Source organism: Curtanaerobium respiraculi, assembly GCF_024609215.1.
Classification (GTDB): Bacteria; Actinomycetota; Coriobacteriia; order Coriobacteriales; family Eggerthellaceae; genus Curtanaerobium; species Curtanaerobium respiraculi.
Window position 1 is genome coordinate 40,307 of record NZ_JANIPD030000004.1, and the last position, 12,260, is coordinate 52,566.

At 57.3% G+C, this 12,260-nt stretch carries 9 protein-coding genes; 1 reads left to right on the top strand and 8 read right to left on the bottom strand.

The window, feature by feature from the left end; genetic code table 11:
• Positions 1–12: 12 nt before the first annotated feature.
• A complete protein-coding gene (locus NOV21_RS03150; protein ID WP_283171423.1) occupies positions 13–630 on the bottom strand; it encodes an MptD family putative ECF transporter S component in 618 nt (205 codons plus the stop codon).
• Positions 631–755: 125 nt separating this feature from the next.
• Here NOV21_RS03150 and NOV21_RS03155 point away from each other — a divergent pair, with 125 nt between their 5' ends.
• Complete coding sequence (locus tag NOV21_RS03155) at positions 756–1,730, top strand: helix-turn-helix domain-containing protein (protein WP_283171756.1); 975 nt, start codon at positions 756–758, stop codon at positions 1,728–1,730.
• A gap of 328 nt (positions 1,731–2,058) precedes the next feature.
• On the opposite strand, the gene NOV21_RS03160 is transcribed toward NOV21_RS03155, so the two are convergent.
• From NOV21_RS03160 to NOV21_RS03190, 7 genes are all read right to left on the bottom strand, one after another.
• Positions 2,059–2,409, bottom strand: a complete 351-nt coding sequence (locus tag NOV21_RS03160; RefSeq protein WP_283171424.1) for a 4'-phosphopantetheinyl transferase superfamily protein — start codon at positions 2,407–2,409, stop codon at positions 2,059–2,061.
• 313 nt (positions 2,410–2,722) lie between these two features.
• Positions 2,723–3,478 carry a thioesterase II family protein gene (locus NOV21_RS03165; RefSeq protein WP_346428546.1) on the bottom strand — a complete coding sequence of 252 codons (756 nt, stop codon included), beginning with the start codon at positions 3,476–3,478 and terminating at the stop codon, positions 2,723–2,725.
• A 3-nt stretch (positions 3,479–3,481) separates the two neighbouring features.
• The gene (locus NOV21_RS03170) at positions 3,482–4,198 is read right to left on the bottom strand and encodes a class I SAM-dependent methyltransferase (RefSeq protein WP_283171425.1); all 717 of its coding nucleotides are present in this window, start codon (positions 4,196–4,198) and stop codon (positions 3,482–3,484) included.
• The gene (locus tag NOV21_RS03175; RefSeq protein ID WP_283171426.1) at positions 4,198–5,241 is read right to left on the bottom strand and encodes a Gfo/Idh/MocA family oxidoreductase; all 1,044 of its coding nucleotides are present in this window, start codon (positions 5,239–5,241) and stop codon (positions 4,198–4,200) included. Before NOV21_RS03175 ends, NOV21_RS03170 begins: the two co-directional genes overlap by 1 nt.
• The gene (locus tag NOV21_RS03180) at positions 5,238–6,095 is read right to left on the bottom strand and encodes a hypothetical protein (RefSeq protein WP_283171427.1); all 858 of its coding nucleotides are present in this window, start codon (positions 6,093–6,095) and stop codon (positions 5,238–5,240) included. Before NOV21_RS03180 ends, NOV21_RS03175 begins: the two co-directional genes overlap by 4 nt.
• A 149-nt stretch (positions 6,096–6,244) precedes the next feature.
• Entirely contained in the window at positions 6,245–11,611 is a 5,367-nt protein-coding gene (locus NOV21_RS03185) for a non-ribosomal peptide synthetase (protein ID WP_283171428.1), read from the bottom strand.
• The coding region (locus tag NOV21_RS03190) for a phosphopantetheine-binding protein (RefSeq protein ID WP_283171757.1) at positions 11,611–12,260 on the bottom strand (650 nt) is incomplete at its 5' end. The genes NOV21_RS03185 and NOV21_RS03190, both read right to left, overlap by 1 nt.

Genomic DNA, 12,260 nt, shown 5'->3' on the forward strand with positions numbered 1-12,260 from the left:
TTCTAGCAACTCTTAGGCGATACCGGCTTTGTCGAAATGCTTCTTGGTAAGTCTAATGCCGATGAGGGCGCCCAAAATTCCGCCAACGATGGCAAGCGCCAAGATGAGCCACCAGATCCAATCGGGGGTGACGGCCGACATGGCATCTGCGGCAGCGGCGCCGTAGGCTTGGCTCATCATCGCGATGAACGAATCATGGGCGATGAGAAGCAAGAGGAACGGCATAGCCATGTTCAGGTTGAAAACAGCGTAGGAGCAACCGAGGACAGCCTTTGACTTGAACTTGCCCACGGCAAGGATAACGCAGGCAACTACGGTGACGATGGCCTCGCAAGCAAACGTATACGGGTTCGACATGCCCGTAGTCAAAAGGAAACCCGCTCCCATGATAACAACGGGCATGATGCTCTTCGACCGAAGCACCGCAAGCATATAGACGACGCCAAGCACTGCCCCGACGATAAGGGGTGCTCCAAGGTAGACAACCGGGCTAATCGCCGAAGTCGCCATAACGATGGCAACCATCGCCACGATATAGATGGCCGCGAATGCAGCGCTGTAGATAAGCGTGCGCGTGCGGTTGGGAGACGATCCCGATACAGCGGTTTGGGAAACATCCTGCTTGCTCATAAAAGCACTCCTTTGCAGATACGGATAAATCTTCATAACTATATAGTAAATTAGGCATTGCTAACTTAAGGTTCCCTTGTACGGCTGAATTCGAAATGCAAGCGACCATTTTGAGAGGATCACCGATGCACAACCGATCCCCGATACTCCCTTTCGGCGGAAATCCCGATGCCGTTGAAGACCTTCTCGGCGAAAACCTCGGGCATCTCGGCCTTGCACCTGCGGAAAACCAGCGCGGAACAGGCGTGATGTTCACCGCTGATGACGTTTCGTCGAGCGGTTGGTTCTACGCTTGGGCGTACGAAGACAAATGCCTGGTGAGCGCATGCGACCTAACGGTGCTTCAATCTACCGTTTCCTCGATCGATGCAAACGGATCTGTTGTCTTGCATTCCGGCAGCTCCACCTTGCCCGCCAACGGAGAGGTGCTGGCGTTCGTGCAACCGCCGATGGGCATGGTGGTAGCACCCCTTCCCGCAGGACTTCGAATCGCGTATGTCGAAGTACGCTACTCCCGCGCCTTCTTCGCAGAATGCCTTTCCCCCCTTTCGGATAGGAAGGTCTCGAATGTAGCCAAGATGCTCGCTGATATAACGCGGCAATCGGTATGGCCGGCTTGCATCTCGCGCGCATTGCACTCCATAACGAGCACGACAGCCTGCGCCCGCGAATTAGACCTGCAGCTATTGGGGATTGTTTGCACGATCATGAGCGAGCTCGTACGATTCGGCGAAGCCGAGCTGCCGCAAAGCGCCCACGATCGTCGTGCCGTGCTGGATGCTATCGCCTTTGCGGATACCCACTACTGCGAAGATATAGGAGCGGTTGATATCATCGCGCACAGCACCTTGGGAGCAACGAAGCTCAAAGAACTCTTCAAAGCGTTAACGGGGAAGGGCATCGGCGAATACGTACGCTTCCAGCGCCTCAACCGCGCACGCGATCTGCTCGCGTCAGGCAGCACCGTGAGCGTTGCGGCTCGTGAAGTCGGATACCGATCGCCTACCAGCTTTTCCACCGCCTACAAGCAGGCGTTCGGGCAGACACCATGCGCCATGCGCACCGCAGTCCGATACACGGACATGCGAAACGCTCGATAAACCATTGGCAAGCGCTTGCCTCAATGGCTACGCCCACGACGCACGCAATCGGCCCACCCTAAGAAGCTTTTCTCGGTCTGACGCCTCCATGCGAGGCATGGACGGATCATCGATAATCCGTTTGCTGCGAATCCCACCCATACCGTCCCAGAATCCCGTTGAAAGTCCCACAAGATAGCCGGCACCTGCCGCCGTCGTCTCCGCATTAGCAGGACGCTGCAACTTTACCGGCAAGATATCGGCTTGGAATCGCATGGGAAAGCCGTTGCGGCTTGCGCCGCCATCTGCTCGGCATCATCGCCCGCGTCCAGCCCCGCCTTCCCCTTGGCTATTTTGATGCGTATCCAACCAGATCAGCATAGGGGACGATCAGAGGAGCTTCGCGCATCACGGCGCCGTTGCCGCAGACGGCTACACAGGCGTCCGCGACCCATTGGCACCTCACGTCAAATGTGCCGAAATGCAGGATGTCGCAAGAAAGCAAGCCGGATACATCGGTGTCAAGGGCTGCAGGCAGGCCGCGCCCATCGCGCTTTCCCAAGCTTTCCTTCGCAGCCCACAGCTTTGCCATGGCGTGCAGCGGTTGAGCGCAGGTGCGCACCGCTTCAAGCTCGTGGCCGGTCAGCACCATTTTTGCCAGTTCCAGATCGGCAAAAGCGTCGGCATCGATCTGCTGCATATCGCATCCGATTTCGGAATCGGAAAGAGCGCATACTATCCCCCTTCGGCAGTGCGAGATATTAAAGCATATGCCCGCGATGGCGGGCTTCCCCCAAGGGCCGTAGGAGGGGATGGGCGCGTTCGACCATCCCAATTCGTCGTATAAGGCATAGGCGAAGAGCACCCAGGATGCGACGCACAGTCGCCGGTCGATCGCGTGATGATAGCGAAGCGCCCTGCCTCTGCGCGAAGGAGGCAGCAGGGGAAGCAGGGCTTCGCATGATGCATCATCGAACCGTGCAATGTCGGTGAACACGTAGATCATGGCTGCATCAGCATGCCACCGCACGCTGCGAAAGCTGATCGGCGATACAGCGCTCAACCTTCGGAGCGCTTTCCCCGTACAGGAAGAAATGGCTGCCCGGAAAGGAAAACTGACTAAAATCCGCCGATGTGACAAGGCTCCAGCGTAGCATCGCCTGAGGATTAGCGTCCATATCATGCATGCCCGCCAGCGCAACGATGGGGATATCAAGACGTTCCCCACGGTACCGATAGCTTTCATGCAAGCGGTAATCGCTATAGATAATCGGCAAGAAGACCTGCGAAAATGCGGGATCGTCAATCACTTCACGGGGCGTGGCCCCAATCCGGACCATTTCCTCTTTAAGTGCCCCCATACCCTGCGACGTCCTATAGCCTATCGGATCCTGGTCGCACGGCGCATGTCGGCCCGCCACGATAAGCTGTTCGAGAGGCGAATCGTATTCGGATCGCAGGATAACAGCCACCTGGAAGGCAAGCGCGCATCCCAGGCTATGGCCGAATAACGATGCGCCAGACGTTCCCAGAGTCGCGATGCCTCGGGCGATAGCATGTGCTGTGCTATCGAAATCAACCGAACATGCTTGGCCGATCGAACAATAGTGGCCTGGAAGTTCAACCGGGATGGTATCAACCCCCGAAAAGCGTCGCAGCCACGTTCGAAACGCGAGCACACTGCCCCCGGCATGGTGAAAGCAGTATAGACGCTTGGGCAACGTGGGAATTTCATCCGTTAACGGGAACATATCGTCTGAATATCGCATGTACTACACCCACTCCACCACGTAGATAGCCTCGCCCCTCTTTGTGCAGGAAAAGCCCTCTCCCGCTTCCCTGGAAAGCTGATCGAGTCCGAACGTATGCCACGTCCTGACAACCTCATGCTGGTCAATCGTATGGCGATCGTCGATGATACGGTAAATGGTCCTCCAGGTCATTTCGTCGCCGGCCGCCGGCTCGCCGGATATCCACGATTCGTATCTGCGTGTTCCGATGCGGCGTTGACCGGCAAGTCGCCTGGGAACATAGGTGGGATGCTCCACGCCCATAAGTTCAACAACCACCACACCATCCGGGGACAGAAGCCGGCGAACCGTTTGCCAAAAAACCGTCCGCTCGTCCGCTTCCATATGCCCTAAAACGCCAAAGGCGAGTATGGCGTCGACCGAAGATGCGGCATCTGGCAGCTCGCCAATCGATTCGAAGATCGTTACGCAGCCATCGAGCGCACCTTGCGTGATGCGGGCCGCAAGCGCGGCGCGCATTCCATCTGAAGGCTCCACGGCGCTGATGGTGGCATACGGCAGCGCTTCATGGGCTGCTGCTATCGTCAATCCCGTTCCCGATCCGATATCCACCACCGCGGCAGTAGAAGGGCAGTATTCGGAAAGGATTTTCTGCAGGATCGGCCCGCGGGTTTTCCAATGCTCCACCGCCGATACCTCGTACAAAAACAGGTCATCATCGTATGCTGCTGCAGCCATCAAAATGCTCCTTGCATCATCGTTCTTATAGTTCCAACCCGGAAGGCGGGCCCCGTATAGAACCCCTTGCCCATTGGCTCGACATCCGACGGAACGTCCGTTCCCGCCGGGGGAAGTTGAGCCGTCATATTCTGCCAAGCCGTACAGGCAGCAATCTGATATTGCAGACGCGCGGGCTCATGAGCATGCGCCTCAAACAGATCGAGCATCGTTTTCACCCCATCCGCCCATTCTTGGGCAAGCATTTCCCCATGAGAAGCAGCGGGCGGTTCGAGCACCTCCACGCCGCCCTCGACGTTCTTCTCGAAATCCCGGCGATCGACATGGAGGCGCGGCGTCCAGAGCAGGGGACCGAATACGTCGTTTAACGCGAGCACGCCGCTGGGAACATATACGCGAAACTGCATGAATGCGGGAGCGTAATTATCCGGATCGGTATAGCTCATTTCGTTATACAGATTAACGCTCACCGGCACGCCCGAAACCGTACCTGACAGCCTCTCGAACCCCCCTAAGCGACCTTCATACGCCAGCGAAAACGGCTTGAGGCCACCCGCCAAGCGGCCAAGCACATTCACGAACGGATACGCAACATGAAGGCTTGTCGTCGCCTCGATAAGCAAGATCGGCTCATGGCCCCTCAGCTGTTTCGTGGCGGATATCAACGCCGCCACCGATCGCAGATAGGGGTAGAACGCATTGACGGAATAGTGGACCTGGGCCTTTTTAGCAGCCGCCATCAGCTCGATCATTTCGCGAAGGTGAACTGGCTGCTCCTGCACAACGTGTATCCCTTTTGAAATGCATGCGCGTGCAAGTTCGCTACCCGCCCCTCCCGTTATCCCCGATCGTATGACAACGCAAGCGAGATCGATATCGGTAGGCACTTCTTCGGGAGGAAAACAGGGCACCCCCAGTTCGTGTGAGAGCTTTTGGGAGTCAGCACCCCCTCTGCCGACGATTCCCACCAGGTCGTGGCGCGATGCGCGGACACCTTCGGCGTACACACGGCCAAATGTCGCCCCCGCTACAACGATTCTCATAGGGCACCCTCTTCGGCTTCATACAATGCATCGGGCCGCACCTGTGAAACCGCAGCGAATCCCGCATCATCCACCGCCCGAAGGACCCGGGCAGGGTTGAGGACGTCGCAGGCGAAATGGGCACCCGCATCTACGATTCCGTCCAAGATCGCACGCAGGGCAAGAACAGCTACTTGGGCGGTGAGGCCGTACCCGTCAATGGCGGTGATCACCAACGCGTCATCGGAAGACGCAAGCACGATGGCATAGAACTCCTGTGCCGCAACAAGGCTCGCTTTCGAGGCAAGTTGCAATTTAACAGCCGCCTCATCCTTATCAGCACCCTGAAGATGTGTCATCACCTGCTTCATCGCATCGCCCACCAGTACGTTGCTCCAGGTAAGGTTCTGTATGTGAAGCTCGCCAGCAAGCGCGCGCGCCTCTTCGGTGAGAAACGGATAGGCGGTGGAACCCGCCGGGTATACTTGCGGGGGCACGGACTCGCTCCGAGGCGCTTGAGCGATCTCGCCGTTCCGCAGCGCGCAGCCCCCAAGCCCATATCCCTCTTGTTCGGCAACGCTTGCTATCAGATCGCGGCTGGCAGCAGGAGAAACCGATTGCAAGCCGCCGGAAAACGCCGTGACCCCCCATTTCGCCGCAGGTGAGATATCCACGAGATAGCGCAGGGCCAGACCGCTCAGCCCGGGAAGCATCCCCGCTCCGATAATAAGGGGGATTTCGGGTTTCAGATTATCGATAGCATACGCAAGTGGAGCCTCACCCGCAACATCGACAAGAGGCACGTTCGCATCTACAGCTGCGTTTGCGATACCTTGGCTGAACTCACACGAGGGACCGATGCAGTTCAGAACCACATCGCAACCTTCCATAAAGCTGCAAAGCGAATCTTTCGAGGATGCATCGACCCTCGCGCCTTGCGTGAGCGAACCGAGCTTTACCTGCTGATCCTGAAGCAAGCGCGCAGCGGCGCTGCCTACTGCTCCATTTGCACCCATAATGCCAATCACAGCAACCCCGCTTTCGCAGCCACGTCTTCCACATACTGGTTGGAAAGGCAGGTGAAATGCCGCCCCGAGATCCGGTGAATCGACAGATCGCCCAATACAAGATCCTCCCAGAAATCGCGCGCGCTATTCCCAAGCACGGTGAACCCATTCTCCTGATCGGCAACTTCCAGGTAGGTCACATCGCCGAAATACGGCTCGGGACGATGAAGGGAAACCGCCGTGGTGCATTTACTGAAGAACGGATATTGAGCAACGAGGCTTGCGATCCCCGCTTCGTCATCCGTTGCGTAGGAAACGATATTGCGCAACCGTTGCTCTTGCGGTGTGCATTTGAGCGTCTGCAACCATGCGGGCGCTTCCTGATCAGCAGAACCGACGGCAAGATGGGTCGGATCCCGCTTAAGCGAAGCGGTGACAAGATCGAACAGGCTCTCAGAATCATAGCCTAGCGCCTGGACATCCGCATGCTTTTGCTGGGCAAATAAGAATTCGATAAGGATATCATCATCCACGATGAAGGGATATCCATAGCCGCTGATGATGATAAGCCGCTTTACGGAGAGCCCCCGTTCAAGCAGATAGCGGGCGGATTCCATCGCAATCATGCCACCCATGCAGAACCCTACCAACGTCAGTTTGGCAGGATCTTCCCTCTGCTCGAGGATCTCCCCATATCGCGCGCCAAGATCTTGGATAAGCGTATGGGCATCCATAGCTTCGTATGCAGCGCGATCGTCGCATTGGAAGCCCCAAGCGGGAGTACGCTCGCCGATGAGGTTAAGCAGGTGGCTATACGCGTTAAGGGTCCCCGTGCCTTCGTGGAAGAATACCAGTTTGCCTTCGTCTGAGGCCTTATTCAGAGCGACATAGCACCCCTGCTTGCCGGAGGCTTGCCCCTGCTTCCTCCCGCCCGTAATCGTCTGGGCGATCCCCGAAACGGTCGGATTGCGCATAACGCCCCTTAGCAATCGCTCCCATTCGCATCTATTTGCTTCGGGAATGGACTTGCGCAATACGCCGATGAGCCGGGTGACCTGAAGCGAATCGCCTCCGAGGTTGAAGAAGTCATCGTCGGGACCAACCCCTCTGCACTCGAGTACCTCTTCGAAGGCATGGGCGATCCGAGCCTCTAAGCTCCCCTCTTCCATCGATTCGGCAATCGAAGTCGCTGCGGAAGCGCACATCCGCTCACATTCCGCCGTCAACCGCTTGCGATCGACCTTGCCATTCTTCGTGGTGGGAAGCTCATCGAGAACGCGGATGATATCGGGGACCATATAGGAGGGAAGGATACCGCTCACCTGCTCTTTTATTTCCTCGCCGGTAAAGCGGGCGCGTGCCCCTTTAGCTTGGGCGACGAATAGACCTTGGCACAGTGCATCCCGAAGCTGTTGAGATGGTAGGCAGGCAACCTCATCATACCCCGCTGCGCGGCATTTTTCATTCCACTGGGCAGCGGAGAGGAACGGGGAACCGAACCGAGCGCGATCATCGGTAAAACCGGCATTCAGAGATTTTTGAAAATCGATGCTCGCCATCATCGAAGGCCGTTCAACCGTCGCCTCGATAAAGACAAGCGCGCCGCCTGGTGCGATGAGGCCTTTAATACGGGAAAGAGCTTCTTCGATATGGGAAGCGTTGTGGAGGACATTGGCCGCAAAAACGAGATCGAATGAATTCTGATCAAAGCCCTGCTCAAGGAAGTCCTCGTTGATGTCGAGGCGAGCGTATTGGATCCACTCCCGTTGCCCGTATCGCTCGCGAGCTTCTTGGAAGAAGAAGGGACTGACATCGGTATACCAATAGCGCTTGCAATGGCCGTCAAGCGCAGCGATGAGAGCATCGCTGCTTCCCCCCGAACCGGCGCCGATTTCCAGCACGCGCATGGCCTGATTGCGATCACTCAGGCGAAGGGCGAGCTTCGCCAGCAGCGTATTCAGAAACTCCGCAGGAGGGTTCTTTCCGTAGGCCGCCTGGGCAATATGCGTGTCACCTTGCGGAAAGAGCAACGAGAGCGCCTGCTTTTCCCCTTTCAGTAAAGAGGGCAGCGATTGGCAACTTAAGCGAAGGTACTCGACGAGCTCTTCGCGATACCCCGCTTCCACCCCCACGTTCCGCAACTGCTCCCAACGGTCGTCGGTATCCCACCCCCACTCTTTTTCTCCGAGCGTGAACCGGTCTTCGCTGCGTATGGCCCATCCCCGTGCAACAAGCGCAGCAAGCCAGCGTTTGACCAGATTACGATAGGTATCGCGTACTTGGAGCGCAGCGATGGCATCATCGCTCGTGAAGGTGCGTTGCTGCACCGCGTGGGAAAGAAGCGCGGCAATGGCGCACAGGGCCGTTTCATCGACCTTTTTCCGGTATGCATCAAGCTTTTCCCACGGGAGGGAGGACGACGCCAACCCGTCCTCTTCTACGCCAGCGAGCAGCGCCGTAAGGTCCTCGCGGGAAGATGAGGGACGCACGGCGGGAACAACCGCCGCGCATAAGCGCTTATCTTCCCCCACCACTACGGCAGCGCCCTCGCCCACAAGCTCGCTTGAGACCAGTGCCGCTTCGACTTCGCCTAATTCAACACGATATCCCAGTAGCTTTACCTGCTGGTCCATGCGACCCAAGAACTCGATTTCCCCATTGCCCAGGTACCTGCCGATATCGCCCGTAAGGTAGCAACGCACGCCATTACGCATGCAGAATTTCTCCGCCGTAAGTTCAGGATTGCCCGCATATCCTTGGGCGAGGCTCCGGCCCATGATGATGATCTCGCCGGGCACCCACGTAGGACGCGAGCGCAATGCTGTGTCAACAACATCCATCTGCTGATTCGAAAGAGGTCGCCCATAGGGAATGCTCGGGGCATCCGGCGCAACAACATCGATCGCATGATAGACCGACCAGATGCCCGCCTCAGTTGCTCCGCCAAGACTCAGCAATTGGAGCCCGGCGATCTTGAACCGGATCTCATCCGGAAGCCCCACCGGGATCCAGTCGCCGGAAAGCAGGGCGACGCGCAATGACGACGCATCAGGAGCCGAAGCATCATCTAAGCAGTTGGAAAGCATTTGAAGCTGTTGCGGAACGGAATTCCAGATCGTCACGTTCTCACGCTCGATGATCCGCGCCCAATGCAGGGGATTTGCCCCTTCTTGGGGATCCGGCAGGGCGAGCGTTCCCCCAAATGAAAGCGTTCCGAAAATGTCGTAGACGGAAAGGTCGAATGTCAGGTTTGCAAGGCCGATAACCACATCTGATTCATTGGCGCCAATTCGCGCATTGATATCGGAAATGGTATTCATGGCCGCACGATGGCTCATGGCCACACCCTTGGGGGTACCCGTCGAACCCGATGTGTAAATAATGTATGCCAGTTGATCGGGATCCACACTCGATGGGAGGGGAACGAGCCGATCGATATCCCCTTCGACAGGTAGCACCGTAACCCCTGCGGGCACATCCTCAAGAGGGTGGGCCGCGGATGCAAGGATAACCGAAACTTGAGCGTCGGCGATAATCGTATCGCGCCGTGCTATTGGTTGATCGGGGTCGATGGGGATATAGCATACCCCCGCCAATGCAGCTCCCACCGCGGCAACAACCTGTTCGTACCCTTTCGGAATCATAATCGCGACCGATCCCGTTTCCGGTAGCTGATGTGCGAGATACGAAGCATCGCGGAAAAGCTGACGATAGGTATACGACTTGCCCTGCGTGGTCACCGCGGGAGCTTCCGGACGTATCGCAGCCTGCTCGCAAAATGCCGCAGGCAACGTGAGCGGCGCGCCGCTACGTTGCACGGAATTGCAGGCACTCCGTTTGGGGGGAAGCTCAAACGAGAACCGGTCGCCGAGCGGGCGCGACCAGAACGCCTCCTGTTCGGCAGCTTGCCGTGTACATGATTCGAACAGGCGAAACGCCTCTTCGATCATACCCTCCGGGAAGACGCCGCGACGCACATCCCAGTTGATAACCAGTTCCCCGTTCCACTCCATTGCCTGGCAATCGATCCACACTTGAGGCGTTTGGGAGATACCTCCCCGTATCCTGGATTCTTCAAATAACCCGCGAGCCGTGCCGAAATCGGTTTCAACACCCATTCCCACACTGCTCGTAAACACGATCGGCATAAGATCTGACGCCTGCTGCATGCGTCGGCGGCGCGAAAACTCCCGCAGCATCGCAACACCGCCGGTCTGCAGATGGCTGAGATCGATCCATAAGCGCTCTTGCGTACGATGGCACACATCAACGAAGCTTCGCGAAACCTCGCAATCCATCTCCGCCAGGACCATCGACGTATAATCGCCGACAACCGCAAGAGCACGCTCATCATCGGTAGGCCTATTCAGCGTGGTCATGTTGATCGAGAACCGGCGCTGGCTGCTCCATTCTGCGAGCGTTGCTCCATACAGGGTGAGCAGGGCAACCGAGGGGGTAACCCCCTGTGAAGAAGCGTGGTTGCGAAGCGATGCCCATGCCGTACGGCTGAGCACCATATGACTCCGATCGAATCGCACCCCATGACGCGTATCAGCATCCTTGAGCAGGGGAAGCTCCGGATGCCCGGGAAGGTTTTCGACACGGTCCTGCCAAAAAGCGGCATCCTGTTCCTTTTGCTGAGGAGAAACGGCACGCTGTGCACGAATAACGCTATCTCTGAAAAGCAAACGGGGTTCATCGACTATGCGACGTTCGTCATCATAGAACGCCGCAAGGTCCCTCAATACGATGGTGATACTCAAAAAATCACAGATCATCAGATCGATTGAAAGGTGCAGCGTCGCCTCCCCCGTTTCCTCACACGCATTAACATGAAGATCTGCGTGCTTAGCCGTACCGCAACCATATGGCTTATGATCCAATTGCCTGCGACTGCGCCCAATCGCTGCTTGGTATGCACGCTCTGTCGAGAACGACCGACCATTGAATCCTTCCACCTCATATGTTTTGAGCACATACTGAAAACCAGCGGCATCCACCACCGAATGCAGGGAATCGTGCTTGTGGATGACCTTGCCCCACGCACGTTCGATCCGGTCCAGATCAACATGGGGTACCGCAATTTCCATATACCCATGGCAGCACGTACCGCCAAAGCGATAGGCATCGGTAGCCCCCATCACATAGGCTTGCTGCATATCGGTAAGCGGGAACGGATCGTATCGATGCTCTTTATCGCAATCAAGGGATGCGTTCTTAGCGCGCAGGTATTCGACGAGCTCGGTCTTGCGGGCCTTCATGGTAGCAATATCGTCACCCGAAAGCAGGCCCTTGGGGGCGCGGAACTTCAACGCATCGTCGACGACTTCCAAGGCAACACCGCGCTTTTCCAAGGTGTATACCAACTTCTCTATACTGTCCACTACAGAACGCCTTCCTCAAAATCGGAAATCCCGCTTTGTTCGATCCACGCAGCCATTTCTGCGACGGTGGGTCCCTCCATTAATGCGCGCAACGGTAATTTCACCCCTGTAGTGCTTTCGACCGCACTTATAAGCCGCATAGCACGCAAGCTATCGCCTCCCAATTCAAAGAAATTGGCATGGCGCCCCACCTGGGCGCATCCAAGGGTATCCCGCCAGAGGCCTGCTAGGCAGAGCTCCGTTTCCCCTTGGGGCGGGTCGGAGGACCGGCGGTCGTCCATCGCCTGAAACGCAAGTGTGATCAGCTCCGATTTATTCGTCTTCCCGTTATCCGTCACCGGTAGATCCGCTATAGCCTGTACGCGCGGTTGGGCATATGAAGGAAGGCGTTCGGCCAAAGCGCCTTCCACCTGATCTGGCGTGCTGCCATCGGTAAGTACCACAAAGCAGAAGAGTGCCTTGAGTCCCCGCTTATCCGCCAAGATGGCTGCTGCTCTTCGCACTAGCCCGCTCGCGACGCACGCCGCCTCGATCTCCCCCAGCTCCACGCGGTGGCCGCGCACCTTCACCTGCTGCTGGGACTGGCGCCTCCCCAGGAACTCGATGGTGCCGTCGGGCCAGAAGCGCCCCTCGTCGCCGGTGCGGTACC

Coding starts and splice junctions, on each gene's coding strand:
- NOV21_RS03150 (WP_283171423.1), bottom strand. CDS start 630: ATGAGCAAGCAGGATGTTTCCCAAACCGCTGTATCGGGATCGTCTCCC.
- NOV21_RS03155 (WP_283171756.1), top strand. CDS start 756: ATGCACAACCGATCCCCGATACTCCCTTTCGGCGGAAATCCCGATGCC.
- NOV21_RS03160 (WP_283171424.1), bottom strand. CDS start 2,409: ATGCAGCAGATCGATGCCGACGCTTTTGCCGATCTGGAACTGGCAAAA.
- NOV21_RS03165 (WP_346428546.1), bottom strand. CDS start 3,478: ATGCGATATTCAGACGATATGTTCCCGTTAACGGATGAAATTCCCACG.
- NOV21_RS03170 (WP_283171425.1), bottom strand. CDS start 4,198: ATGGCTGCAGCAGCATACGATGATGACCTGTTTTTGTACGAGGTATCG.
- NOV21_RS03175 (WP_283171426.1), bottom strand. CDS start 5,241: ATGAGAATCGTTGTAGCGGGGGCGACATTTGGCCGTGTGTACGCCGAA.